This is a genomic window from Anaerobacillus sp. 63XJN7_5_ISO-PGPR-S23-430, from assembly GCF_056173695.1.
In genome coordinates this window covers 2,517,544-2,541,165 of the sequence record NZ_CM149686.1, presented here as the reverse complement: position 1 = coordinate 2,541,165, position 23,622 = coordinate 2,517,544, and the positions used below count along the sequence as shown (strand labels likewise).

The following is a 23,622-nucleotide window of genomic DNA, read 5'->3' as shown; positions in this document are numbered from 1 at the left end:
GCAGCGTTTCTTGTTGTTTTCTTATTGTATTAACCTTAGGTGTGCTTTAGTTCGAACAGCAGGAGCCTGAATCCATTCTTCAATCGTTTCATAATGATTCATATAATGTCTAATCATTAACTGAATCTGCTTTGGTTTTCCTACCATTGTGACACCGTTTGGCTGAATATAGACTTTCATAAACAGAACCTCCTAAATAGTTCGATACATTAATGGTTTTAGTCTTTTCCCTATTATCTGTCTCATGTGATAGACTTTATGTATCGATTTGAATTTTTAGAACCAGGAGATGATGAACAAATGGACCATTTATATGAAAAGACCTTGCATTCAGAAACGATTTACGAAGGTCGAATTATAGACTTACGAGTGGAAGATGTTGAGTTACCAAATGGGAAACAAAGTAAGCGTGAATTAATTGATCATCCTGGTGCGGTTGCGGTTATTGCAGAGACGCCCGATCATAAAATTTTAGCCGTTAAACAATATCGTAAAGCCCTTGATAAAGCTATCGTGGAAATCCCAGCTGGGAAACTTGAACCAGGGGAGAAACCTGAAGTTACAGCAGTTCGTGAATTAGAAGAAGAGACAGGATATACGTGTGACTCACTTGAAAAAGTGATTTCATTTTACACATCACCTGGTTTTGCAAATGAACTTGTTCATTTATACGTAGCAAAGGGATTAGAGAAAAAAGGAGAACAATCGGCTGATGAAGATGAGTTTCTTGATGTTCTTCATTTAACAATAGAAGAAATGGAAAAGATGGTAGAAAGCCAAGAAATTCATGATGCTAAAACCGCTTATGCTCTCATGTATTTACAAATGAAATTGAAGTGATCACATGAAATCATGTTATGCAGATTTTCATATTCATATCGGGAGAACTAGAACGAACAAACCTGTTAAGATAACTGGTTCAAAAACGTTAACACTATCTCATATCCTTAATGAAGCTAGTGCAAAAAAAGGGCTTGATATGGTGGGCGTGATCGATTGTCACGTTCCTGAAGTTATGAAAGAGATAGAAGATTATTTGGAGAAGGGTGAATGTTATGAATTGAGTGAGGGTGGAATTCGGTTTGAATCTCTCACTCTCATTTTAGGTACCGAAATCGAAATCTATGATGAGAAATGTCAGGGTCCTATTCATGTACTAGTTTATTTGCCTGATTTAACAAAAATGAAACATTTTTCAGATTGGCTAAGAGCTAGAATGACGAACATTACTCTAAGTTCTCAACGCATATATGAAAGAGCGGAGGTCATTCAAGAAAAGGCAAAAGAGCTTGATGGTTTATTTATACCTGCCCATATATTCACACCATTTAAGAGCCTATTTGGGAAGGGAGTCCATCAGTCAATAAGCGAAGTTTTTGACCTAAACAATATTGATGGAATTGAATTAGGTCTTTCTTCTAACACACAGATGGCAGACCAAATTGAAGAACTTCATCGTTACCCATTTTTGACGAATTCAGACGCACATTCCACACAAAAAATAGCTCGAGAATATCAATGCTTATATTTAAAACAACCCACATTTCTTGAGTGGAAAAAGGCATTACAAGGCAAATATGACCGGAAAATTGCAGCGAATTTTGGATTGGACCCAAAATTAGGTAAATATTATGAGACCATATGCTCTAAATGTAATTCTCCAGTTAATCAGTTGGTTTGCGATTCATGCGGAAGTAAGAAGATTATAAAAGGGGTGGCGAATCGAATTCAAGAATTGAGTTCAGCGTCGACGTGCCCTGTTCGTCCTCCATATGTACATCACGTTCCTCTAGACTTTCTACCAGGGGTTGGACCAAAAACTTTCGAGCGTCTATTAGATTCTTTTAGTACGGAGATGAATATTCTTCACCGGGTGACTGAGAGTGATCTGACCGGCGTTGTGGGAGAGTCACTCGCTCATATGATCGTCCTTTCAAGGAATGGGCAGCTTACTTTAGAACAAGGTGGGGGTGGAACATACGGTAAAGTTGTAAACCAAAAGAGATAATCTATCGATCAGTCATACGTTCAAAATCCATTTCATAGACTTTACCAAAGGTCGTATGAAGGAGGAAATCGTATGAATCGTAGCCGACATCTGAAGCAAATGATATCAACTCATCTATCAGATCATTTATCTCTTTACACATTTATTGCCGTATTGTTCCTCATGGGCATTGTATTCGGAGCCGTTATAGTCAATAGTCTAAGCTTCACTCAAAAAGAAGATCTTGCTGTATACTTGGGGCGTTTTTTTGGACAGGTATCAGATGGACAGTTCGCAACATCATCTGAAATGTTTCATCAAAGCTTAACTCATTATGCCAAATATATTGGTTTGATGTGGCTTCTAGGACTTACGATTATTGGTCTTCCAATTGTACTAATTATGCTCTTTCTAAAAGGGATAGTTGTTGGTTTTACAGTAGGTTTTCTTGTGAATCAAATGAGCTGGAAAGGCTTCTTATTGGCATTTGTTTCAGTCTTTCCACAGAATATTATAGCGGTACCCGCGATGGTGATCGTTGCAACGGCTTCTCTAACTTTTTCGCTTCGACTGATGAGGCAATTATTTATGAAACGCAGAATAGAACCGATTCTTCCTCCATTCTTAAGGTTTTCAGGACTAGTTATATGTGCGCTAAGTTTTCTTTGTCTAGCAGCATGGTTTGAAGCTTATTTATCACCAGGATTGATAAAGGCCGTAGTGGAAATGAAGTAAATTATATTCATTATCAAATTAAAATCATTACAACATTAGGTTGATAATGATTTTAATTTGACACCGATTTCCCTACTGCTTATAATGAAAATGGCATCGATCGAGGGAGGGAAATGGGACATGGAAAGCAGAATCGATCGAATTAAGAAACATCTTCATTCTCAAAGCTATAAGTTAACGCCCCAGCGAGAAGCAACCGTGCGGGTACTTCTTGAGAACGAAGAAGACCATTTAAGCGCTGAAGATGTGTATCTTTTAGTAAAAGAAAAATCTCCTGAAATTGGATTAGCAACTGTATATCGAACGCTTGAGTTATTAGCTGAATTGAAAATTGTTGATAAAATTAATTTTGGTGACGGTGTTTCAAGGTTTGACCTCAGGCAAGAAGGCGCTGCCCATTTTCACCATCACTTGGTTTGTATTGAGTGTGGTGCAGTAGATGAAATACAAGATGATTTACTTGGTGATGTAGAAAAGGTAGTTGAGAATGATTGGAACTTTAAAATTAAAGATCATCGCCTTACATTTCATGGGATCTGTCACCGTTGTCAAGGACAGGAAGATAAAGAACAGCCGGAGCAAGCCGTTAATCATTCATAATTGTAATAGAAGACATTTAAGAACCTGTATCTCCTAACGATGTATAAAATTCTCTATCCCTGGCATATCTTTTACTAGAGATGGAGGTGCGTTAGTTTGAGAAGGGGTTTATTGCTTGTTTTAGATACAATGAAAGTTTTCTTACTGTTCACAGGTTGTACATTACTGTTTTACTTTGGCATTCTCTGGGTAAATCAAGAGTACCAGAATTATCATCGGTATGATGTGCCACAAGGAAAAGCAGTGAAAGTCGTTCAAATGGAATCGGGTATTCAACACACTTTCCTTGAAAGGCTCAATTTGTTTTACCAGACAGGTGAATAAGGAGCGTTTACAATGGAAGATCAGGTACAGGATTTTTTGCACTATTTGATAGTTGAGCGGAGCCTGTCCAAAAATACTCTCGATGCATACAGGCGAGATCTCGCTCAATATCTAAAACACATAAAAGAAAATGAGAACATTTCCACTTTGGATGAAGTGCGACGTGTGCATATTGTTAATTATCTCTATACGCTAAGAGACAGTGGAAAAGCATCTACTACAATTGCTCGAAACATTGCTTCTATTCGTGCCTTTCATCAATTTTTACTTAGAGAAAAGGCAGTGGATCAAGATCCCTCTGTACATATTGAAACACCAAAAACAGAGCGGAAACTACCTAAGATTTTGTCAACAACTGAAGTAGAGCAGCTGCTAGAGGCACCCGATTATTCGACTCCTTTTGGTAAACGCGATCGCGCTATGCTTGAAGTATTGTATGCAACAGGTTTGCGTGTGAGTGAACTCATTGATTTGAAAATGGAAGATGTTCATTTAACAATGGGTTTTATTCGAACGATTGGTAAGGGGAATAAAGAACGAATTGTGCCTTTAGGTAAGATGGCAAGAGATGCCTTAACCATTTATTTGGATGAAGGTAGAGGGCAATTAATGAAGAAGAATAAAAACGAAATGCTTTTCTTGAATCATCGTGGTGAAAGCCTATCGAGACAAGGTTTCTGGAAAATTCTTAAAAAGCTTGCATTGAAAGCTAACATTTTAAAACCTCTTACCCCCCATACACTTAGACATTCATTTGCAACACACTTACTTGAAAATGGAGCGGACCTTAGAGCAGTACAGGAGCTTCTCGGACATGCAGATATTTCAACAACACAGATCTATACACATGTAACTAAAGCGAGGTTGAAGGATATTTATTCAACTTACCATCCAAGGGCCTAATAGGAGGCTTTCTCCAGAAAGAGATCTGGTCATTGGCCAGATTTTTTCTTTTTTCTGCTTTCGTAAACGCATTCATGCGTGAGTTTTTTTGTTTTTGAAGGGAATAGTAACAATAGATAGACATTGAATGAGGAGGATCATAATGACAAAACGATTTAAGAGAGTATTTTTGGTTGTAATGGATTCGGTGGGTATTGGTGAGGCTCCTGATGCTGATCAATTTGACGACCTAGGTGCAGATACTCTAGGTCATATCGCAGATCATATGAATGGTTTGAAGATGCCAAATATGGAGAAATTGGGTCTTGGCAACATTCGGGAACTTAATGGGGTTAGTAAAGCAGATAAGCCAATGGCACATTATACTAAAATGATGGAAGCTTCGAATGGGAAAGACACGATGACTGGTCATTGGGAAATTATGGGCCTTCACATAGAACAGCCTTTTAGAACCTTCCCTAATGGATTTCCTGACGATCTCATCTCCGAGCTTGAAAGCAGAACTGGAAGAAAAATCATTGGAAATAAACCTGCTTCAGGGACAGAAATTCTTGTAGAACTTGGTGAAGAGCACGTAAAGACCGGTGCACTTATTGTTTATACTTCTGCAGATTCAGTTCTTCAAATTGCGGCCCATGAAGATGTTGTTCCATTGGATGAGCTTTATCATATTTGTGAGATTGCAAGAGAAATGACAAAAGCAGAAGAATATATGGTTGGACGAGTAATCGCAAGACCATTTCTAGGAGAGCCAGGCGACTTTAAACGCACTTCCAATCGCCATGATTATGCGCTTAAGCCGTTTGGACATACGGTTATGAATGAATTAAAAGACAATGAGAAAGACGTTATTGCAATCGGAAAGATTTCAGATATTTATGACGAAGAAGGTGTAACAAAGTCTCTTCGTACGAAATCAAATATGGACGGTATGGATAAGTTGCTTGAAACTCAACAAATGCAATTTGAAGGAATCAGCTTCCTGAACCTCGTGGACTTTGATGCATTATATGGGCATAGAAGAGACCCACAAGGCTATGGTGAAGCGCTAGAAGAGTATGACGAGAGATTAAAGGAAGTTCTCGATCGAATGGAAGAAGATGATTTGTTATTGATCACAGCTGATCATGGGAATGATCCAATTCATCATGGAACAGATCATACACGTGAATATGTTCCATTACTTGCCTACCATAAAGGGATAAAAGAAGCGGTAGATCTCGGTATTCGTGACACATTTGCTGATATTGGAGCAACTATTGCGGATAATTTTGATGTAACGTTACCAAAACACGGGACAAGCTTTCTTAAAAAGCTTTAAGAATCAAGAGGAGGAACGAAAATGACAATTAAACAAGAAATTCAAGATGCATCATCCTATATACAAAGTCAAGTTGGAGAGTTTCGTCCAGAAATCGGGCTGATCTTAGGTTCTGGTCTTGGTGTACTGGCTGAAGAAATTGAAAACCCAGTTCAAATCCCCTATAGTGACATTCCGAATTTTCCCGTCTCAACAGTAGAAGGGCACGCTGGACAATTTGTATTCGGAACGTTAAATGGAAAAGCAGTAGCAGCCATGCAGGGGCGTTTTCACTTTTATGAAGGATATTCAATGGATAAAGTAACATTCCCCGTTCGAGTGATGAAAGAACTTGGGATTCTTAAAGTAATCGTAACGAATGCTGCAGGTGGTATAAATGAAGAGTTCCAACCTGGAGATTTAATGGTTATTGCTGATCATATTAATAACTTTGGAACAAATCCATTAATTGGACCAAATAGCAATGAGTTTGGACCACGTTTCCCGGATATGTCTACCGCTTATTCAATGGATCTTCAACGTTTAGCACAAGATACGGCAACAGAACTTGGAATGAAACTACAATCTGGAGTATATGTCGGAAATACTGGACCAACTTATGAAACCCCAGCAGAAGTTAGAATGCTAAGAACGCTAGGTGGAGACGCCGTTGGAATGTCAACTGTACCAGAAGTTATCATTGCCAGACATGCGGGCATGGATGTACTTGGTATCTCTTGTATTTCAAATATGGCTGCCGGAATTCTGGATCAACCACTTCACCACGACGAAGTAATTGAAACAACAGAGAAGGTAAAGGCAAACTTCCTTCTTTTAGTTAAAACAATTGTAAGTAAAATGGGTTAAAGTAGAAGGGAGAGCTATTCGAATGAGAATGGTTGATGTTATTCAAAAAAAACGTAATGGAAATGAATTGACAAAAGAAGAAATTAATTTCTTTATTGAAGGATATACAAAGGGGGACATCCCTGATTACCAGGCGTCAGCTTTAATGATGGCGATTTATTTTAATGGGATGAAGTCTAATGAAACAGCTATGCTTACCCAAGCAATGGTAGAGTCTGGAGAAACAATCGATCTATCTGCTATAGAGGGTCATAAAGTGGACAAGCATTCAACTGGAGGAGTAGGGGATAAGACAACCTTTATCGTTGGTCCATTGGTTGCTTCTGTAGGTGTACCAGTTGCAAAAATGTCTGGCCGAGGTTTAGGTCATACCGGTGGAACTTTAGATAAGCTGGAGTCTATTAAAGGATTCCACATTGAGATGACCAAAGAAGAATTTGTGAATAATGTGAATACACATAAACTTTCTGTAGCTGGTCAGACAGGGAACCTCGCTCCAGCAGATAAAAAATTATACGCGCTTCGTGATGTAACAGCTACTGTGGATTCCATTCCATTGATCGCAGGATCTATCATGAGTAAAAAGCTTGCTTCTGGAGCAGATGGTATTGTTCTTGATGTCAAAACCGGATCCGGTGCTTTCATGAAGAAGCTTGAAGACTCAGAAGCTCTTGCTAAAGAAATGGTTAACATCGGAAACAACCTTGGACGAAACACTGTGGCAGTTATTAGTGATATGAGTCAGCCGCTTGGTTTTGAAGTAGGAAATGCAAATGAAGTTCGAGAAGCTTGTCAGGTTCTTCAAGGAGAAAATATCGAGGATCTTCGCCTGCTTTCTCTAGAACTTGCTTCACATATGACAGTGATAGCTGGTGCTTTCGATGACTTTGAGACGGCGTATAAAACACTTGAAGAGAATCTTCAAAATGGAAAAGCGTTTGAATCATTTAGAACGCTCGTTCAAGCTCAAGGTGGGGATGTATCCGTCATTGATGATCTTTCTAAACTTCCACAGGCAAAGCATGATATTGAAGTTTCGGCACATCAAGATGGGTATGTAACAGAAATTGATGCTGAATCTGTTGGTGTTGCTGCTATGTATCTTGGTGCAGGAAGAGCGACAAAAGACGATCAAATTAATCACGGTGTTGGGATCACCCTGAAGAAAAAAGTCGGCGATAAAGTGGAGAAAGGCGAAGCACTAGTTGTTCTTCACAGTGATGAAGAAGACGTTCAGAACTCAATCGATAAAATTAATGAAGCTTATACTCTTTCTAAGCAAGCTGCTGAAAAGCCACAGCTAATTTATAAAGTTATTAACTAATAAAAAAAGATAGTATCTTGAGAAGTCTCTTTTGGGAGGCTTCTTTTTTTTATGTGTTTAGCTATGTGAGCTTATCTTTTTGGCTCATTCACGTGACATCTTCATCTCAGAGCGTAATTAAGGCAATAATCAACTACTTCATTAACATGTCCATGTGTATACATCCGTGAAAAGATTTAAGGAGAGTGAATGCGATTATCAATAGAGGATATAGAATTCGTATATTTTTCCAAGATGTTGGAAATCCTTGTAATACTAAGAATGGAGGGATCACCAATGAAAGTTGTTGCAACAGCGCTCGCCTTCTTGCTGGGAGTAACTCTTATTGTTCCTTCTTTTGCGCATGCAGAAGAAGCAAAGCTAAAAATCGCAGAGAATTCTTCTTCCGCTATTTTGATTGAGCGAGATACAGGTGAAGTATTGTTTGAAAAAGATAGTGATAAAAAGCTTCCTCCTGCAAGTATGACTAAAATCATGACCATGATCTTAATTATGGAAGCGATTGAAAGTGGAAAAATAAGCCTCGATCAGAAAGTTAGAGCAAGTGAATATGCTGCTTCAATGGGTGGTTCACAGATTTTTCTTGAGGCAGGGGAAGAAATGACAGTTAACGATATGTTAAAAGGTATTGCAATTGCTTCCGGTAATGATGCTTCGGTAGCAATGGCTGAAGCGATCGCTGGTTCGGAAGAAGAATTTGTTAATTCGATGAATGCAAAGGCAAAATCAATGGGACTCAAAAACACTCATTTTGTAAATCCTACTGGATTACCAGCGGAAGGTCATTATTCCACTGCAAATGATATGGCCCTTATGGCTAAAGAGCTTCTTAAATATGAATTGATTACAAAATATACTGGATTATATGAAGACTACCTGAGGCAGGATACAGATAAGAAATTCTGGCTCGTTAACACTAATAAGCTTGTTAAATTTTATCCTGGTGTAGATGGGTTGAAGACAGGATTTACAAGTGAAGCAAAGTATTGTCTTACGGCAACGGCGAAAAGAGATGACATGCGAGTGGTGGCCGTTGTAATGGGTGCTCCATCTCCAAAAGTACGTAATGCAGATATTACAAAACTGTTTGATTATGCATTTTCTCAATATAAAACACATAAGTTATTCGATCGAAACAACATCGTGAAAGAAGTAAAGGTAAATAAAGGAGATCAACCTACCATGTCTGTTGTAACATCTGAGCGAGTTTCCGTTCTTCTTAAGAAAGGGCAAGAAAACGGTAAAATTACAACAAGCATCAAAGTCAATAAGAATATAGAAACACCTGTTAAGAAAGGGGAAGAGGTAGGTGAGTTGTCTGTGAAAATAGATGGTCATGTGACAGCTACATCTCCGGTTATTGCAGCCAAAGACATTCAAAAAGCTTCCTGGTGGCAGCTGATGAAACGAACAGCTGCACAGTTCGCCAAAGCGCCTACTCAAACTGTCAAGTGATCACCTCTTTCATCGAAATCTCACTAGTTTTGTCACGAAGAAGGAATTAACCCTGTAAAGAGAGAAAAAACTCACAAGCAAACATGAGGAGGAATGTGACGTGAGTCTTTCGATCAATCTTGAAGTGCGCCATCCCGTTCTTTTGATTCGTCTTGATGGAGAGTTGGATCATCATACATCAGAAGAACTAAGAGACAGGGTAGATTCGATTATTGAAGAGCGTAAAATTGAACATATTGTGCTAAGTCTAGAAGGTCTTTCATTCATGGATAGTTCAGGTCTCGGTGTTATTCTAGGGCGGTACAATAAAGTGAAGAGTTTTGGAGGAGAAATGGTCGTATGTTCAATCTCTCCACCTGTTAAGAGATTATTTGAAATGTCAGGTCTCTTTAAAATTGTGAGGCTTGAGGCTGATGAGCAGCATGCCCTCGCTACTTTGGGGGTGGCATAATGAGGAATCGTATGGATATCGAGTTCTCTGCGCTCAGTCAAAATGAATCATTTGCTCGTGTAACTGTAGCAGCTTTTATTGCGCAGCTCGATCCAACTGTTGATGAACTTACTGAAATCAAGACAGTTGTATCGGAAGCTGTTACAAATGCCATTATTCATGGATATGAGCAAAATTCTGAAGAGAAGGTTTACATTTCGGTCGAGTTAAATGACGACACTGTCAATTTAACCATTCGTGACCATGGAATGGGAATTCTTGACCTTGAGGAAGCAAGACAACCTTTGTTTACAACAAAGCCTGAACTAGAACGATCAGGGATGGGCTTTACAATTATGGAGAATTTTATGGATGAGGTCAAAGTGGAGTCTGCAAGTGGCCAGGGTACGACCATTCACTTAATGAAGTATCTATCAAAAAATAAAGCGCTATGTAATTAAGGGGACCTGCATATGGACGTGGAGGTTAGAAAAGGGAAGCAGTCGCAACTGAAGCCTGATGAAGTGAAGGAATTGATTAAACAAAGCCAGAATGGGGACCAGGGAGCCAGAGACCTCATTGTTCAAAAGAATATGCGTCTCGTCTGGTCCGTTGTGCAGCGATTTCTAAATAGAGGGTATGAAGCGGATGACCTGTTTCAGATCGGTTGTATTGGTTTGTTAAAATCCGTGGATAAGTTCGATCTAAGTTACGATGTGAAATTCTCCACCTATGCGGTACCAATGATTATCGGGGAAATTCAGCGCTTCATTAGAGATGATGGAACAGTGAAAGTGAGTCGATCCCTTAAAGAAACCGGCAATAAAGTTAGGAAAGCGAAGGATGAGTTATCGAAAACGCTCGGCAGAACGCCGACAATTAATGAAATTGCAGAACGAATAGAAGTCACGCCGGAAGAAGTTGTCATGGCACAAGAAGCTGTAAGGGCACCAACTTCTATTCATGAAACGGTTTATGAAAACGATGGAGATCCTATCACTTTACTCGACCAAATTGCCGATCATACAGATAGTGCTTGGTTTGATAAATTAGCCCTTAAGGAAGCATTGCAGTATCTTGATAATCGTGAGAGACTAATTGTTTATTTAAGGTATTACAAAGATCAAACTCAGTCTGAAGTGGCAGAAAGACTGGGGATTTCTCAAGTTCAAGTATCGAGACTTGAAAAGAAAATATTAAAACAAATTAAAGAACAGATGAGCAAATAGCTCATTCTGTTCTTTTTTGTTTGCAAAGGATTTTTTTACCAGAATAATAATAGAGCTATCACTAAGATTAATGAATGGATGATATAAAAAGGACCCAAACTTCTAGGGAATTAATGGTACTTAGGTTGCTAAAGAATGAGAGTCATTTGGTAGAAACATACTATAACCAATATGCCCCTTGAATAAGGAGGTGGAGGATCATGGATAGTCAGATAATATATCTTCGACTTAGGCAAAAAAAGAAAGTACCACCTAATAAGAAGTTATTGATTGGTGATATTGCTCAGCTCATAGGAGAAGATTCTTGTTGTAGTAAGGTGGAGAATATCCAGATTTACCATGTGACGAAAGAGGATAAGAACTTAGTCGTAATCGATGTTATGAAAGTCATTATGTCCATCCATAGCGAAATGGAAAACGTTGAGATTCAAGTAGTCGGTCCTACACAAACGATTGTAGAAGTTCAGTATCCAAAGAAGAAATTAGCACCCGTTTATTTTGTTCTTATCTGGTTTTTATTATTTATTGGTGCGGCCCTCGCTATTATGAATTTTCATGAAGACGTCAGTATGAGAGAGGTTCATCAGCAAATATATAAAATTGTGACTGGAATCGACAATCCAAAACCACTGCTTCTACAAGTACCATACTCATTTGGACTTGGAATTGGGATGGTCCTGTTCTTTAACCATCTTTTCAAAAAGCGGTTTAACGAAGAACCTAGCCCACTTGAAGTGGAAATGTTTAATTATCAACAGGACCTTGATCAATATGTAATCGTTCATGAGAACGAAGAAAACGGAAATTCGAAACCATGAATGCTCAATTTCTCTTAGTGATGTTAATCGGATTTGCTGAAGGGATTGCGGTTGGGGCTGGATTTGTTGCATTTCTTTCAGTTCTTGGCATTATCCCCAGGCTCACTCAATTGTCCAAAACGTTACACCTCATTCGTTTTTATGAATGGGGGATCATTGTAGGTGCTGTAGTGGCAAGTTGGTTATCGTTAAGAAATCCAACTCTTGGCCTGCCCAAATTTGTAGTGATCCCAATTGGACTCGGTGCAGGTATATTTATTGGGATGTTAGCAGCAGCATTAACAGAAGTACTTAATGTCTTGCCAATATTAACGAAACGGATTGGGTTTATAGATAAAATTTTGGTTTTACTAATGGCTATAGTACTTGGTAAAGTATTCGGATCATTGTTTCATTGGACAATTTTTGTGGATGGAGGGATCAAGTAATGAAAAAATCATTAAACGATCAGGAAAAGTATAGTCAGAACATTAAAGAGTATCAGCCAAAGCCGCCGTATTTTTTCAACTGCATAAAAGCGTTTGTTGTAGGCGGGTTTATTTGTATGTTCGGGCAAGGTGTTCAGAATTTCTATATCAATGTCTTTGATTTTTCTAAAGAAAATGCTGGAAACCCGACTGTAGCCACTCTCATATTGATCGCAGCTTTATTAACGGCTTTCGGTTGGTATGACAGGCTTGGTCAATTTGCGGGAGCAGGTTCAGCTGTACCAGTTACAGGCTTCGCTAATTCGATTACTAGTGCTGCTCTCGAGCATAAAAGCGAAGGGATTGTACTTGGTATAGCAACCAATATGTTTAAACTTGCTGGCTCAGTCATCGTGTTTGGCGTCGTTGCGGCTTACATTGTAGGGATGGTCAGAATGATTTTTAAAGCCCTGATATAAGGAGAGAACCTGTATGAAATCAGGAAAGCAAACATGGAGTTTTTCAAATGTTTATTTACAATCAGTAGGTACAGCAACAGGCCCAAAGGAAGCAGAAGGTCCATTTGGAAATTCGTTTGATGTGACCTATGCTAACCTTCATTGTAATCAGGCAAATTGGGAGCTTGCTGAAAGAAAATTGTTAGAAGATGCAGTAATGAGTTGTTTGAAGAAAAAAGAATTAGCTCCTGATCAAGTTGATGTTTTTGTAGCGGGTGATCTATTAAATCAAATCGTAAGCGCAACTTATACAGCAAGGTCTAATCATATTCCTTTTCTAGGTGTTTTTGGAGCATGCTCGACATCCATGGAATCCCTAGCGATTGCATCTTCTCTAGTTGATGGTGGTTTTGCTGAGAGGGCTATTGCTGGAGTGAGTAGCCATAATGCAACTGCTGAAAGACAGTTCCGTTATCCAACAGAATATGGAGGTCAGAAACCTGGTACTGCGACATCAACTGTAACTGGTGCTGGAGCTGCGTTAGTTAGTCAGGAGTTATCGGACATTCAAATCTCTGCGGCAACGATTGGAAGAGTAGTTGACTGGGGAATCAAGGATCCGTTTGATATGGGGAGTGCGATGGCGCCAGCGGCAGCAGATACATTGGCCACACATTTTGAGGATCTAAATGTAAAACCTTCAGATTATGACTTAATTGTTACTGGAGATTTATCTGCAGTTGGTTCTCCGATTGTTCGTGATTTATTGCTTGAGAAAGGGTTTGACATTACTAATAATCATAATGACTGTGGGTTAATGATCTATCGACCTGATCAGAAGGAAGTATTCGCAGGTGGAAGCGGGTGTGCCTGTTCGGCGGTTGTTACGTATGGTCATCTCATTGAGCTTCTAAAACAAGGGAAGTATTCAAAAATTCTAGTTACTGCTACAGGATGCTTGCATAGCCCCGTTATGGTGCAACAGAAAGAAAGTATGCCTGCTATCGCTCATGCAGTGGTTTTTGAGCGAGTTGGAGGTGAGGAATAGTGGAATACTTCATTGCTTTTGCAGTAGGAGGAGCCATTTGTGTTGTTGGTCAGTTATTGCTCGATATTTTTAGATTAACGCCTGCTCATGTAATGTCATCTTTTGTGGTGACTGGAGCGATTCTTGACGGTTTTGGTATATACGATCGACTGATTGAATTCGCAGGAGCAGGTGCGACAGTCCCAATTACGAGCTTTGGGCATTCCTTGCTACATGGGGCGATGCAGCAAGGAGAGGAACATGGATTTATAGGCATTGCAATGGGGATATTTCAGTTAACTTCAGCTGGAATTTCATCAGCTATTGTTTTCGGATTTATCATAGCCATTATATTCAAGCCAAAGGGGTGAATGAATTGAACAAGCGGCGGGTTATTTTCGTTACTGATGGAGATCTTTACGCGCAAAAAGCAATTGAAAAAGTGGCTTCGGATATTGGCGGGAGATGCATTAGCCAATCAGCAGGAAATCCAACCCCGCTTGCTGGTTATGAAATTGTTTCCCTAATTAAAGAAGCTCCACATGATCCAATCTTTGTAATGTTTGATGACAGTGGTTTTCCGGGTGAAGGTTATGGAGAACTAGCGATGCAGGCTGTGGCTGAGGATGAAGATGTTGAACTACTTGGTGCGATTGCAGTTGCCTCGAGAACACACTTCTCTGAATGGACGAGAGTAGATGTTTCCATCGACAGGGATGGTGAATTAACGCATTTCGGTGTTGATAAGAATGGATTTGCTGATATGGAAGCTGGGAGAATAGATGGGGATACTGTATCTATTTTAGATAAACTGAATGTCCCAATTATTATAGGTGTCGGTGATATAGGTAAAATGTCTGGGCTTGATGATCCGGAGGTTGGGTCGCCTATAACATTGAAAGCCGTTCAAATTCTGCTTGAAAGGAGCGGTTTCTATGACAACAAAAATGAATAACAAACAAAAAATATTTAAAAAATTAAAAGAAAATGAAGACTTCTTGAAAAAATCAATTGGCATTGGGGAAAGTTTTGACGTAGGTGTACGTAAACTCAAGATTTTGAATAAAGAAATACAATTCTATTATTGTACTGGTTTATGTGATACATCAATCATTGTTGAAATCATGCGAGAATTGATGGAATTAGATGATCATCATCGCTTGACCGTTAAATTCGAGCAAGTTATCCATAATCATTTACCCCATCAGCAAGTAACAAAAGTAGAGACGTTCGATGAGGTCGTCGATCAAGTTCTTTCTGGACTGATCGCTGTATTTATGGAAGGCGAAGAGATTGCTTACATTATTGATGTTCGAAAGTATCCAGGTAGAACGCCTCAAGAGCCAGACACTGAGAAAGTGATCAGAGGTTCTAGAGACGGTTTCACAGAAAATATTATTGAGAATACTGCACTTACTAGAAGGCGTATTAGAGATGGTCGTTTGCGTAATGAAATATTTCAAATCGGAGAGCGTTCCAAAACGGATGTGTGTATCACTTATATTCAGGATGTAGCTAACCCAAACTTAGTTGAAATCATTAAGAAAAAACTAAAAGAAATTAATATTGATGGTATTCCTATGGCTGATAAAACTGTTGAAGAGTTTTTAGTGCATCAGGCGGGAAATCCTTTTCCACTTGTACGATATACGGAAAGGCCAGATGTAGCCGCATCCCATTTGTTAGAAGGGCATGTCTTGATTATCGTCGACACTTCTCCGAGTGTTATTATTACGCCAACAACCTTTTTCCACCATGTTCAACATGCAGAAGAATACAGGGAAGCTCCATTACCAGGTGCATTCTTGAGATGGGTCCGCTTTGGAGGAATGCTAGCAGCGCTATTGTTACTTCCCCTGTGGTTATTGGCGGTATATGAACCTGGGTTGTTGCCTAAATCGATTGATTTTATTGGGCCAAATGATGAAACGAATGTGCCGATATTTATTCAAATCATTCTTGCAGAAATTGGGATCGAAACACTGAGAATGGCCGCCATTCATACGCCTACCCCGCTTTCTACAGCGATGGGTTTAATTGCGGCTGTATTAATTGGTCAAATTGCCATCGATGTAGGATTATTTGTTCCAGAAGTTATTCTGTATGTTTCTATTGCGGCTATAGGTTCTTACGCAACGCCAAGTTATGAGTTATCAATAGCGAACAAACTAGTTAGATTATTACTACTTTTCCTTGTCTTTTTCTTCAGAGTTCCAGGATATATAATAGGCGTGACAGCTATTATTCTCTTCCTAGTCGCCTTAAAGCCATTAAATACACCTTATTTATGGCCATTCATTCCTTTTAATGCAAAAGCGTTTATTCAAGTGCTAATTCGCGTTTCTGTTCCTTTGACAAAATTGCGTCCAAGTATTACAGAGCCCCAGAATGAAACGAAGCAGCCGGACAAACCACTTGCCGAATCTTAAAAAGTATGATAATTTATTTCTTAATTGAATAGACCTCATTGAACGTAATGGGGATAGAGGCGCAAAACGAATGAGTAAGATATCTGAGCATAGAATGGAATGCGAAGACGATATCAGAAAGGTCAATTTGCCGAAGTGAGAAAGGACCCATCCTTTTCTTGCTGGGCTGCTGCTGAATAAGTTGCAGACTGTCACTGGAGGATGAATTTCTTTCAGTGGTGAGCTAATCCAACTCGTGAGGATACGGAGAAAACAGCCTATCTATAAAGTTGGCTGTTTTTCTTATTGTGTGGAGGGAGCTCGCATTTATATAAGCGAGAGGGGAGAAATGATTGTGAATTTATACGGTACATCTGCAGTTTCAGAAGAGGGGCATTTAACAGTTGGAGGGATCGATACGGTCCAATTAGGAAAAAAATTTGGCACTGCGTTATATGTTTATGATGTGGCTATGATTCGAGACAAAGCAAGGGCGTTTCGAAGTGCCTTTGAACGTGAGAATGTAAACTATCAAGTAGCTTATGCTAGTAAGGCCTTTTCATGTATGGCAATGATTCAACTTGCAGAAGAAGAAGGATTAAGTTTGGATGTTGTATCCGGTGGAGAGCTTTATACTGCTTTGAAGGCAGGTTTCCCCGTGGAGCGTATTCATTTTCATGGAAATAACAAAAGTGAATCTGAAATTAGAATGGCGCTTGATGCAGAAATAGGTTGCTTCGTTGTTGATAATTTTTACGAATTATCTCTCCTTGAGCAAATTGCAGAAGAAAAAAATGTGAAAGCTAATGTGCTGTTGCGTATAACACCAGGTATTGAAGCACATACGCATGATTATATTTTAACAGGCCAAGAAGATTCTAAATTTGGTTTTGATTTACAGAGTGGTCAGGTAGAACGCGCGATATTGGATGTAACAAAAATGAGTGCTGTTCATCTTCTTGGACTTCATTGTCATATAGGCTCACAAATTTTTGAAACAAATGGTTTTGTAATGGCTATTGAAAAGATTTATAGCTATCTTACAACGTGGTATGATGCCTATGGTTTTGAGCCTGAAGTCCTTAACCTTGGTGGAGGATTTGGAATCCGATATACGAGTGAAGATCACCCATTACCAGTAGGGAACTACATCGAAGCTATGATTGAAACAATCAGAAATCAGGTAACAGGGCAAATGAACATGCCTGAGATCTGGATTGAACCTGGTCGTTCACTAGTAGGAGAAGCTGGACTGACGTTATATACGGTTGGTTCACACAAAAATGTTCCAGAGTTGCGACATTACCTCGCTGTAGATGGAGGGATGACGGATAATTTACGCCCTGCTCTCTATCAGGCAAAATATGAAGCCACAATAGCAAATCGAATGAATGAAGCAAAAGACCACCTATACTCTGTAGCAGGAAAGTGTTGTGAATCAGGTGATATGTTAATTTGGGATTGCCAGTTACAGCGAGCGATTGCTGGTGATACGATGGCTGTTTTTTCAACGGGGGCATATGGTTATTCCATGGCAAATAACTACAATAGATTACCAAGACCAGCTGTTGTCTTTGTTGAAAATGGTGAGGCCAACCTTGTTGTTGAGAGAGAGTCATACGAGGATTTAGTTCGACATGATTTGCCATTAAAACAAGCGATTATATCAAAATAATAGTTGAAAAGCATAAATGATATGGAACAGCTTCAGTCTGTGCTATAATGAAAGAGCTTTTAAGAAAATTGTTAGTGCAGGAGGATTTATTTATGAAAAAAGGAACAATTGCATTTGAAAATGGAGAAGTTATTGAAATTGAATTTTATCCAGAAGCAGCACCTAACACTGTTGCTAACTTTGAGAAGCTTGCAAATGAAGGTTTCTACAACGGTGTGAATTTTCACCGTGTAATCCCTGGTTTTGTTGCTCAAGGTGGAGATCCTACAGGTTCTGGAATGGGTGGACCAGGATATACAATTGACTGTGAAACAGAAGGTAACCCTCATAAGCACGTAGCAGGCTCATTGTCTATGGCACATGCTGGTAAAAACACGGGCGGCAGTCAGTTTTTCCTAGTTCATGAACCTCAGCCTCATCTAGACGGCGTTCATACCGTTTTTGGTCAAGTAACAGAAGGAATGGATACGGTCCTTCGCGTTAAACAGGGTGACGTAATGAAAGAAGTAAAAGTCTGGGACGAAGAATAGATCAGACTCTTAAAAACTTAATACTTTCCTTCGGGGTCGGGTGAAAATCCCAACCGGCGGTGATGACTAGCTTATGCTAGCTAAGTCCGTGACCCGGTTGCGTAAGCAAACGGTGGATCTGGTGAGAAACCAGAACCGACAGTATAGTCTGGATGGGAGAAGGAATAAAAGTGACCAATTTCCTTTTGAATCATAGATTCAAAAGGCTTATTTGGCATATACTTTTGCCTCCCGGGACAGCTGTGTTTTGGGAGGCTTTTTTTGTTCTCCTTCTCAACCAATAATGGAGAGTGGAACAGGAGTAAATACGATGAATCATACGGATTTTATGAAAACAGCGATCGATTTAGCTAGAAGTACGATAGGTCAAACGCGTCCGAATCCCTCCGTAGGAGCTGTCATTGTTAATAGTGGGCGTATCGTAGGGATGGGAGCTCATTTAAAGGCTGGAGAAGGCCATGCCGAAATTCAAGCACTCAAGATGGCGGGCAATCGAGCAAGTGGGAGTACTGCCTATGTGACACTAGAGCCATGTAGTCATCATGGAAAGACGCCTCCTTGTGCTGATGCTTTAATTCAAGCAGGAGTCAAAGAGGTATTTATTGCAAGTCAAGATCCGAATCCCCTGGTCGCAGGAAATGGTGTGACTAAACTAAAGAAAGCAGGCATAGCTGTCCATATTGGGCTTATGGAAGAAGAAGCCTTACAGCTAAACCGGATGTTTTTCCATTACATTACACAAAAAAGACCATTTGTAACGTTGAAAGCTGCTACAACGCTTGATGGCAAAATAGCAACTCATTCAGGTGATAGTAAATGGATTACGGGGGAAGACTCGAGAAAAGATGTTCATGCCTATCGTCATCAACATGATGCCATTCTTGTAGGTATTGGAACCGTCCTCTCTGATGACCCATCACTAACGACTCGTTTCGGTGAAGGGCTATCGCCGATTAGAATCGTGTTAGATCGTCAATTGAGGATGCCTTCTGACGCTAAAGTAATAAGTGATGAGAATGCAGAAACATGGATCATTACAACAAAACGAGCTGCGCTAAAAAATAAGCGATCTTTCCCAAAACATGTCCAAATCATCGCTGTAACAGATCCACTGCTCCCAATGGATAAAGTTCTTGACCTTTTAGGGGAACGAGAAATTACATCAGTATTTGTTGAAGGTGGTTCAGAAATACACGGTAGCTTTCTTGAATCACGCTCTTTTCAACAAGTTATTACATACATTGCGCCGAAGCTAATTGGTGGGAGTCAATCTCCTACGGCTTTCGGAGGTGCAGGTTTTAAAACGATGAATGAAGCGATCGATTTACAAGTGGATAGCGTAGAACAAATTGGAAATGATATTCGAATTATTTCATCAAGGAGGCTTTCTTAATGTTTACAGGTATTGTGGAAGAAATCGGAAGAGTTGAAAGTGTTCAACAATCAGGAGAATCCATTGCAATGCAAATTGCGGCGTCGACTATTTTAAAAGACGTTCATTTAGGAGATAGCATTTCGATAAACGGCGTGTGCTTAACTGTTACGACGTATACAGACTCTTCTTTTACCGTAGATATTATGCCTGAAACATTTCGTGCAAGCAGTCTTCGTCAGCTAGGGCCAAACTCATCGGTGAATCTTGAGAGAGCTATGTCCGCAAATGGACGCTTTGGTGGTCATTTTGTTTCTGGACATGTTGATGGTGTGGGGAAAATTACTCGTGTAGAACAAATCGATAATGCTGTTTATTATGACATCTCGATTCCGCGAAACCTTTTAATTTACTTTGTTGAAAAAGGCTCAGTTTCTGTTGATGGTACTAGTCTTACGGTCTTTGGAATAGGGGAGCACTCTCTTACTATATCTCTTATTCCCCATACCGTAGAGGAAACGGTGCTTGGGAGAAAAAGAGTGGGAGATACAGTGAATATAGAATGCGATATGCTTGGTAAATACATTATGAAGTACTTGGAGCAAAGAAGCGGTTCAAAACCCGAACCTACTGCTTCACTTGGGAGTCAGTTTTTTGAAGATCATGGATTTAAATAATGGTACTATCAGGAGGGTCATCGTATATGTTCCATACAATAGAAGAAGCGATTTATGATTTAATGCAAGGCCGGGTGGTGATCGTTTGTGATGATGAAGACAGGGAGAATGAAGGGGATTTTATCGCTTTAGCCGATAAAGTCACGCCTGAAACAATCAATTTCATGATTACAAAAGGAAGAGGCCTTGTTTGCACGCCGATTACGGAAGAGCGTGCAAATGAACTGAAGTTGAGTCCAATGGTAGATCATAACACAGATTCTCATGGTACAGCGTTTACAGTGAGTGTCGACCACAAAAGTACAACTACAGGAATTTCGGCAGCTGAAAGAGCATCTACAATTCAATACTTAATTAACCCGGATGCTAAACCTTCAGACTTTAATCGACCAGGTCATATTTTCCCATTGATTGCTAAGGATGGAGGGGTCCTTAGAAGAGCAGGTCATACGGAAGCGGCAGTCGATTTGGCACGACTCTCTGGCTCTGCCCCGGCTGGTGTTATTTGTGAAATTATGAAAGAAGACGGTGAAATGGCGCGCGTTCCTGATCTAAAGGAAATTGCTGAAGAGTATGATTTGAAAATGATTACGATTAAAGATCTGATCCAATATCGTAACCGTAAAGATGTTCTTGTTCGAAAAGAAGTAGAAATAGAACTTCCGACTGAGTTTGGTTCTTTTAGAGCGGTAGGGTATTCGAACATTCTTGATCAGAAAGAGCACGTAGCTTTGATTAAAGGAGAAATCTTACCAGATCAACCAACTCTTGTGCGAGTTCACTCTGAATGCTTAACTGGTGATGTGTTTGGATCTTTTCGATGTGACTGTGGTCCACAACTACATGCTGCATTGGCACAAATTGAAGAGGAAGGTCATGGAGTGCTTTTGTATATGCGCCAGGAAGGAAGAGGTATCGGGCTTCTTAATAAAATGAAAGCCTATAAACTGCAAGAACAGGGCTACGACACAGTTGAAGCGAATGAGAAGCTTGGATTTAAGCCTGATTTAAGGGATTATGGAATAGGGGCACAGATTTTGAGAGACCTTGGTGTTTCTAAAATGAACCTTCTGACAAACAATCCTCGTAAAATAGCTGGGTTAACAGGTTATGGTCTTGAAGTAGCATCTAGGGTACCTCTTCAGATGGCTTCTCGAAAAGAGAATGAAAAGTACCTAAAAACAAAACATAGCAAGCTAGGACACATGCTTCATTTCTAAAAATTTACGTATGAAAATAGGAGGATATTAATAATGGGACAAACATTTGAAGGAAACTTGGTTGGATCTGGGTTAAAAGTGGGTATAGTAGTAGGAAGATTTAATGAATTTATTACAAGTAAGTTACTTGGAGGTGCTGAAGACGCATTGAAGCGTCATGGCTTGTCCGTAGAAAACATTGATGTAGCATGGGTTCCTGGAGCATTTGAAATTCCCTTTGCCGCAAAGAAAATGGTTGAAACGGGAAAATATGATGCAATTGTTACGCTTGGTACGGTTATTCGCGGGGCCACACCACACTTTGATTATGTGTGTGGAGAAGTTTCTAAAGGCGTGGCGAATTTAACGATGCAGACGGGTGTACCTGTTATTTTTGGAGTATTAACCACAAATACCATTGAACAAGCTGTTGAACGTGCAGGTACTAAGGCTGGTAACAAGGGCTGGGATGCTGCAACGGCAGCAATTGAAATGGCTAATTTATCAAAATCATTTGAAGGTTGATTATCAGTTCATTTTTGGCTATGATGAGTATGGTATGCGATGAAGGGCAAAAGAGTTTGGAATCGTAAAGCCAAGAAGAGAGAAAGAAAATGGTTGATTCTTAGGTCTGTGTGATCATTGTCATTATCATGCTAGCTGAGCTTGTTCGTCGAATCATTTTAACATTCTAATTGATTTTAGAATAAGTTATTAAACGGAAAGCCAAGAATTACTTTAATGAGGGATAATCATGCTAATTCGTTATAAGAAAGCTCATGAGAAAATAGCCATGGGGCTATTAAGCTTCATGCCGAACGAAAAAGATATTAAGAAACTGCAACAATCGATTAAAGACTATGAGGATATGGATTCTTTGCAGCTTTTTCTTTGGAAAGAAGAAGATATTATTGGATTGCTCGGAATTGAATGGGTAAACGACAACGAAGTAGAGTTAAAGGATATTAGCGTTAATCCTTCCCATCGCCATCAAGGAATTGGAAAACAAATGGTTGAAGCACTTCGAGAAATGCTAAGTGATGAAATATCTATTAAGGGTAATGAATATACGGGGACATTTTTTGAAAGGTGTCACTTGGAAGAAAATATGAAGTAAGATGCAAAGAAAAGGAACGGCTTAGCCGTTCCTTTTCTGTTGTTTTATTTCAAATTGTTGTTTTCTTTCTTCAATTACATCTGATCGATCACGTCTCGTATGACGATGGATAAGTTCTATATTCGAAAGATCGCTTTTACTACCATAAGTACATTCAAGTTCACGACATCTTTCTTCACAAGCCGTTTGAAGGGTGGAGCTTGTGAGAGGAATATCAAATCCCTGGTATGGAGAGTGAGTGTTGATGAGTTGTAACTCTTTTGATAGGTTTTTAGAAAGTTGATCAATATTTATCGCTAATTTATCGAGTTCTTCACTTTCGCTTTTGGAAATGCGTATGGCATTAGCAATCATTCTCTTTGCCCCTGTGAAATTACCGCGTCGATGGTGGTAGAGGCCAACAGCAATTTGGATAAGACCTACCCAATGAAGTTTACGACTTCCACGCGGATCCTCTTTCCAATGTTCTTCGAGGATTTCATGGCATTCAAAATAATCACGAAGTCCATGGAAATGAGCCAAATAATCAATATAGGCTTTTGAATACATGCTGATTCCTCCATTTCTTTTAGTAGTGTAGCACATGTGTGTTAAATGGATAAAGCGAGTGCTCTTATGGATCAAAATAGCGATCAGTCGTCAGGATGCTATCAAACTGTAAACGATCAATGGAAATCAATTTACGTTAAAAATGAACCGGATGGTTTTCTTGCATTGCTGTAAGCCCCTATTGTAAATGTGATATAATCGGAATACTAGATGGACTTGGATAAAGGAAGA

At 39.5% G+C, this 23,622-nt stretch carries 30 protein-coding genes and 2 riboswitches; of the genes, 28 read left to right on the top strand and 2 right to left on the bottom strand.

The window, feature by feature from the left end:
• Window positions 1–21: 21 nt before the first annotated feature.
• Entirely contained in the window at window positions 22–180 is a 159-nt protein-coding gene (gene mciZ / locus AC0VYJ_RS13435) for a Z-ring formation inhibitor MciZ (protein WP_194222006.1), read from the bottom strand.
• A 120-nt stretch (window positions 181–300) separates the two neighbouring features.
• On the opposite strand from mciZ, the gene AC0VYJ_RS13430 reads away from it, so the two are divergent.
• The 27 genes from AC0VYJ_RS13430 (at window position 301) to AC0VYJ_RS13300 (ending at window position 22,842) form a co-directional block, all read left to right on the top strand.
• The gene (locus AC0VYJ_RS13430; protein WP_475367493.1) at window positions 301–840 is read left to right on the top strand and encodes an NUDIX hydrolase; all 540 of its coding nucleotides are present in this window, start codon (window positions 301–303) and stop codon (window positions 838–840) included.
• Between the two features lie 4 nt (window positions 841–844).
• Window positions 845–2,008 carry an endonuclease Q family protein gene (locus tag AC0VYJ_RS13425; RefSeq protein WP_475365405.1) on the top strand — a complete coding sequence of 388 codons (1,164 nt, stop codon included), beginning with the start codon at window positions 845–847 and terminating at the stop codon, window positions 2,006–2,008.
• Window positions 2,009–2,080: 72 nt separating this feature from the next.
• The gene (gene spoIIM / locus AC0VYJ_RS13420; protein WP_194222004.1) at window positions 2,081–2,722 is read left to right on the top strand and encodes a stage II sporulation protein M; all 642 of its coding nucleotides are present in this window, start codon (window positions 2,081–2,083) and stop codon (window positions 2,720–2,722) included.
• A gap of 120 nt (window positions 2,723–2,842) precedes the next feature.
• Window positions 2,843–3,322 (top strand): ferric iron uptake transcriptional regulator, encoded by a 480-nt coding sequence (gene fur, locus AC0VYJ_RS13415; protein WP_194222003.1) that lies wholly within the window; start codon window positions 2,843–2,845, stop codon window positions 3,320–3,322.
• Window positions 3,323–3,418: 96 nt separating this feature from the next.
• Window positions 3,419–3,646 carry a YqzK family protein gene (locus AC0VYJ_RS13410; RefSeq protein WP_371018615.1) on the top strand — a complete coding sequence of 76 codons (228 nt, stop codon included), beginning with the start codon at window positions 3,419–3,421 and terminating at the stop codon, window positions 3,644–3,646.
• Between the two features lie 12 nt (window positions 3,647–3,658).
• Window positions 3,659–4,549 carry a site-specific tyrosine recombinase XerD gene (gene xerD / locus AC0VYJ_RS13405; RefSeq protein WP_475365404.1) on the top strand — a complete coding sequence of 297 codons (891 nt, stop codon included), beginning with the start codon at window positions 3,659–3,661 and terminating at the stop codon, window positions 4,547–4,549.
• A 142-nt stretch (window positions 4,550–4,691) separates the two neighbouring features.
• Entirely contained in the window at window positions 4,692–5,870 is a 1,179-nt protein-coding gene (gene deoB / locus AC0VYJ_RS13400) for a phosphopentomutase (protein ID WP_475365403.1), read from the top strand.
• Window positions 5,871–5,891: 21 nt separating this feature from the next.
• Window positions 5,892–6,716 (top strand): purine-nucleoside phosphorylase, encoded by an 825-nt coding sequence (locus AC0VYJ_RS13395; RefSeq protein ID WP_430246111.1) that lies wholly within the window; start codon window positions 5,892–5,894, stop codon window positions 6,714–6,716.
• Between the two features lie 22 nt (window positions 6,717–6,738).
• Window positions 6,739–8,040, top strand: coding sequence for a pyrimidine-nucleoside phosphorylase (locus AC0VYJ_RS13390; RefSeq protein ID WP_430246113.1), 1,302 nt, complete (start codon window positions 6,739–6,741; stop codon window positions 8,038–8,040).
• A gap of 276 nt (window positions 8,041–8,316) precedes the next feature.
• Window positions 8,317–9,495, top strand: a complete 1,179-nt coding sequence (locus AC0VYJ_RS13385) for a D-alanyl-D-alanine carboxypeptidase family protein (protein ID WP_430246115.1) — start codon at window positions 8,317–8,319, stop codon at window positions 9,493–9,495.
• A gap of 100 nt (window positions 9,496–9,595) precedes the next feature.
• A complete protein-coding gene (spoIIAA, locus tag AC0VYJ_RS13380) occupies window positions 9,596–9,946 on the top strand; it encodes an anti-sigma F factor antagonist (protein ID WP_430246117.1) in 351 nt (116 codons plus the stop codon).
• Entirely contained in the window at window positions 9,946–10,386 is a 441-nt protein-coding gene (spoIIAB, locus tag AC0VYJ_RS13375) for an anti-sigma F factor (RefSeq protein ID WP_430246119.1), read from the top strand. The genes spoIIAA and spoIIAB overlap by 1 nt, the downstream gene beginning before the upstream one ends.
• Window positions 10,387–10,398: 12 nt before the next feature.
• A complete protein-coding gene (gene sigF / locus AC0VYJ_RS13370) occupies window positions 10,399–11,154 on the top strand; it encodes an RNA polymerase sporulation sigma factor SigF (RefSeq protein ID WP_283154038.1) in 756 nt (251 codons plus the stop codon).
• A gap of 200 nt (window positions 11,155–11,354) precedes the next feature.
• The gene (locus AC0VYJ_RS13365) at window positions 11,355–11,972 is read left to right on the top strand and encodes a stage V sporulation protein AA (RefSeq protein WP_430246121.1); all 618 of its coding nucleotides are present in this window, start codon (window positions 11,355–11,357) and stop codon (window positions 11,970–11,972) included.
• Window positions 11,969–12,400 (top strand): stage V sporulation protein AB, encoded by a 432-nt coding sequence (locus AC0VYJ_RS13360; protein WP_430246123.1) that lies wholly within the window; start codon window positions 11,969–11,971, stop codon window positions 12,398–12,400. The genes AC0VYJ_RS13365 and AC0VYJ_RS13360 overlap by 4 nt, the downstream gene beginning before the upstream one ends.
• Complete coding sequence (gene spoVAC / locus AC0VYJ_RS13355) at window positions 12,400–12,858, top strand: stage V sporulation protein AC (protein ID WP_475365402.1); 459 nt, start codon at window positions 12,400–12,402, stop codon at window positions 12,856–12,858. Before AC0VYJ_RS13360 ends, spoVAC begins: the two co-directional genes overlap by 1 nt.
• Window positions 12,859–12,871: 13 nt before the next feature.
• Entirely contained in the window at window positions 12,872–13,885 is a 1,014-nt protein-coding gene (spoVAD, locus tag AC0VYJ_RS13350) for a stage V sporulation protein AD (RefSeq protein WP_430246127.1), read from the top strand.
• Window positions 13,885–14,235 carry a stage V sporulation protein AE gene (gene spoVAE, locus AC0VYJ_RS13345; RefSeq protein WP_226613903.1) on the top strand — a complete coding sequence of 117 codons (351 nt, stop codon included), beginning with the start codon at window positions 13,885–13,887 and terminating at the stop codon, window positions 14,233–14,235. Before spoVAD ends, spoVAE begins: the two co-directional genes overlap by 1 nt.
• A gap of 5 nt (window positions 14,236–14,240) precedes the next feature.
• Window positions 14,241–14,819, top strand: a complete 579-nt coding sequence (gene spoVAEA, locus AC0VYJ_RS13340) for a stage V sporulation protein SpoVABEA (protein WP_430246129.1) — start codon at window positions 14,241–14,243, stop codon at window positions 14,817–14,819.
• Entirely contained in the window at window positions 14,800–16,293 is a 1,494-nt protein-coding gene (locus AC0VYJ_RS13335) for a spore germination protein (RefSeq protein WP_404681738.1), read from the top strand. The genes spoVAEA and AC0VYJ_RS13335 overlap by 20 nt, the downstream gene beginning before the upstream one ends.
• Before the next feature lie 46 nt (window positions 16,294–16,339).
• Window positions 16,340–16,527: riboswitch (Lysine riboswitch) on the top strand.
• Window positions 16,528–16,627: 100 nt separating this feature from the next.
• Complete coding sequence (gene lysA / locus AC0VYJ_RS13330; RefSeq protein WP_475365401.1) at window positions 16,628–17,947, top strand: diaminopimelate decarboxylase; 1,320 nt, start codon at window positions 16,628–16,630, stop codon at window positions 17,945–17,947.
• A 92-nt stretch (window positions 17,948–18,039) separates the two neighbouring features.
• Window positions 18,040–18,477, top strand: a complete 438-nt coding sequence (locus tag AC0VYJ_RS13325; protein WP_194221986.1) for a peptidylprolyl isomerase — start codon at window positions 18,040–18,042, stop codon at window positions 18,475–18,477.
• A 22-nt stretch (window positions 18,478–18,499) separates the two neighbouring features.
• Window positions 18,500–18,645, top strand: a riboswitch (FMN riboswitch).
• A 142-nt stretch (window positions 18,646–18,787) separates the two neighbouring features.
• Window positions 18,788–19,870, top strand: a complete 1,083-nt coding sequence (ribD, locus tag AC0VYJ_RS13320; protein WP_430246135.1) for a bifunctional diaminohydroxyphosphoribosylaminopyrimidine deaminase/5-amino-6-(5-phosphoribosylamino)uracil reductase RibD — start codon at window positions 18,788–18,790, stop codon at window positions 19,868–19,870.
• Window positions 19,870–20,526, top strand: coding sequence for a riboflavin synthase (gene ribE, locus AC0VYJ_RS13315; protein WP_303530893.1), 657 nt, complete (start codon window positions 19,870–19,872; stop codon window positions 20,524–20,526). The genes ribD and ribE overlap by 1 nt, the downstream gene beginning before the upstream one ends.
• Window positions 20,527–20,552: 26 nt before the next feature.
• Window positions 20,553–21,746: a bifunctional 3,4-dihydroxy-2-butanone-4-phosphate synthase/GTP cyclohydrolase II gene (locus AC0VYJ_RS13310; protein ID WP_194221983.1), complete on the top strand. Its 1,194-nt coding sequence runs from the start codon at window positions 20,553–20,555 to the stop codon at window positions 21,744–21,746.
• Window positions 21,747–21,779: 33 nt separating this feature from the next.
• Window positions 21,780–22,250, top strand: coding sequence for a 6,7-dimethyl-8-ribityllumazine synthase (ribH, locus tag AC0VYJ_RS13305; protein WP_430246138.1), 471 nt, complete (start codon window positions 21,780–21,782; stop codon window positions 22,248–22,250).
• Window positions 22,251–22,479: 229 nt separating this feature from the next.
• Window positions 22,480–22,842 (top strand): GNAT family N-acetyltransferase, encoded by a 363-nt coding sequence (locus AC0VYJ_RS13300; RefSeq protein WP_194221981.1) that lies wholly within the window; start codon window positions 22,480–22,482, stop codon window positions 22,840–22,842.
• A gap of 21 nt (window positions 22,843–22,863) precedes the next feature.
• Here the strand turns inward: AC0VYJ_RS13300 and AC0VYJ_RS13295 are convergent, their stop codons facing one another.
• On the bottom strand, window positions 22,864–23,391 hold the full coding sequence (locus AC0VYJ_RS13295) for a DUF309 domain-containing protein (RefSeq protein ID WP_475365400.1): 528 nt from the start codon (window positions 23,389–23,391) through the stop codon (window positions 22,864–22,866).
• 45 nt (window positions 23,392–23,436) lie between these two features.
• Between AC0VYJ_RS13295 and AC0VYJ_RS13290 the strand changes: the two genes are divergently transcribed.
• Window positions 23,437–23,565 carry a hypothetical protein gene (locus AC0VYJ_RS13290; RefSeq protein ID WP_475365399.1) on the top strand — a complete coding sequence of 43 codons (129 nt, stop codon included), beginning with the start codon at window positions 23,437–23,439 and terminating at the stop codon, window positions 23,563–23,565.
• Window positions 23,566–23,622 lie beyond the last annotated feature (57 nt).

Excerpts from the sequence above, each read along its gene's own strand:
- ribH (WP_430246138.1), top strand. The coding sequence starts at position 21,780 with ATGGGACAAACATTTGAAGGAAACTTGGTTGGATCTGGGTTAAAAGTG.
- ribD (WP_430246135.1), top strand. The coding sequence starts at position 18,788 with ATGAATCATACGGATTTTATGAAAACAGCGATCGATTTAGCTAGAAGT.
- AC0VYJ_RS13425 (WP_475365405.1), top strand. The coding sequence starts at position 845 with ATGAAATCATGTTATGCAGATTTTCATATTCATATCGGGAGAACTAGA.
- xerD (WP_475365404.1), top strand. The coding sequence starts at position 3,659 with ATGGAAGATCAGGTACAGGATTTTTTGCACTATTTGATAGTTGAGCGG.
- AC0VYJ_RS13310 (WP_194221983.1), top strand. The coding sequence starts at position 20,553 with ATGTTCCATACAATAGAAGAAGCGATTTATGATTTAATGCAAGGCCGG.
- AC0VYJ_RS13300 (WP_194221981.1), top strand. The coding sequence starts at position 22,480 with ATGCTAATTCGTTATAAGAAAGCTCATGAGAAAATAGCCATGGGGCTA.
- AC0VYJ_RS13335 (WP_404681738.1), top strand. The coding sequence starts at position 14,800 with ATGACAACAAAAATGAATAACAAACAAAAAATATTTAAAAAATTAAAA.
- spoVAC (WP_475365402.1), top strand. The coding sequence starts at position 12,400 with ATGAAAAAATCATTAAACGATCAGGAAAAGTATAGTCAGAACATTAAA.
- sigF (WP_283154038.1), top strand. The coding sequence starts at position 10,399 with ATGGACGTGGAGGTTAGAAAAGGGAAGCAGTCGCAACTGAAGCCTGAT.
- AC0VYJ_RS13360 (WP_430246123.1), top strand. The coding sequence starts at position 11,969 with ATGAATGCTCAATTTCTCTTAGTGATGTTAATCGGATTTGCTGAAGGG.
- spoVAD (WP_430246127.1), top strand. The coding sequence starts at position 12,872 with ATGAAATCAGGAAAGCAAACATGGAGTTTTTCAAATGTTTATTTACAA.
- deoB (WP_475365403.1), top strand. The coding sequence starts at position 4,692 with ATGACAAAACGATTTAAGAGAGTATTTTTGGTTGTAATGGATTCGGTG.
- AC0VYJ_RS13430 (WP_475367493.1), top strand. The coding sequence starts at position 301 with ATGGACCATTTATATGAAAAGACCTTGCATTCAGAAACGATTTACGAA.
- spoIIM (WP_194222004.1), top strand. The coding sequence starts at position 2,081 with ATGAATCGTAGCCGACATCTGAAGCAAATGATATCAACTCATCTATCA.
- AC0VYJ_RS13395 (WP_430246111.1), top strand. The coding sequence starts at position 5,892 with ATGACAATTAAACAAGAAATTCAAGATGCATCATCCTATATACAAAGT.
- spoIIAB (WP_430246119.1), top strand. The coding sequence starts at position 9,946 with ATGAGGAATCGTATGGATATCGAGTTCTCTGCGCTCAGTCAAAATGAA.
- AC0VYJ_RS13385 (WP_430246115.1), top strand. The coding sequence starts at position 8,317 with ATGAAAGTTGTTGCAACAGCGCTCGCCTTCTTGCTGGGAGTAACTCTT.
- AC0VYJ_RS13325 (WP_194221986.1), top strand. The coding sequence starts at position 18,040 with ATGAAAAAAGGAACAATTGCATTTGAAAATGGAGAAGTTATTGAAATT.
- AC0VYJ_RS13290 (WP_475365399.1), top strand. The coding sequence starts at position 23,437 with ATGGATAAAGCGAGTGCTCTTATGGATCAAAATAGCGATCAGTCGTCA.
- fur (WP_194222003.1), top strand. The coding sequence starts at position 2,843 with ATGGAAAGCAGAATCGATCGAATTAAGAAACATCTTCATTCTCAAAGC.
- mciZ (WP_194222006.1), bottom strand. The coding sequence starts at position 180 with ATGAAAGTCTATATTCAGCCAAACGGTGTCACAATGGTAGGAAAACCA.
- AC0VYJ_RS13390 (WP_430246113.1), top strand. The coding sequence starts at position 6,739 with ATGAGAATGGTTGATGTTATTCAAAAAAAACGTAATGGAAATGAATTG.
- ribE (WP_303530893.1), top strand. The coding sequence starts at position 19,870 with ATGTTTACAGGTATTGTGGAAGAAATCGGAAGAGTTGAAAGTGTTCAA.
- AC0VYJ_RS13365 (WP_430246121.1), top strand. The coding sequence starts at position 11,355 with ATGGATAGTCAGATAATATATCTTCGACTTAGGCAAAAAAAGAAAGTA.
- AC0VYJ_RS13295 (WP_475365400.1), bottom strand. The coding sequence starts at position 23,391 with ATGTATTCAAAAGCCTATATTGATTATTTGGCTCATTTCCATGGACTT.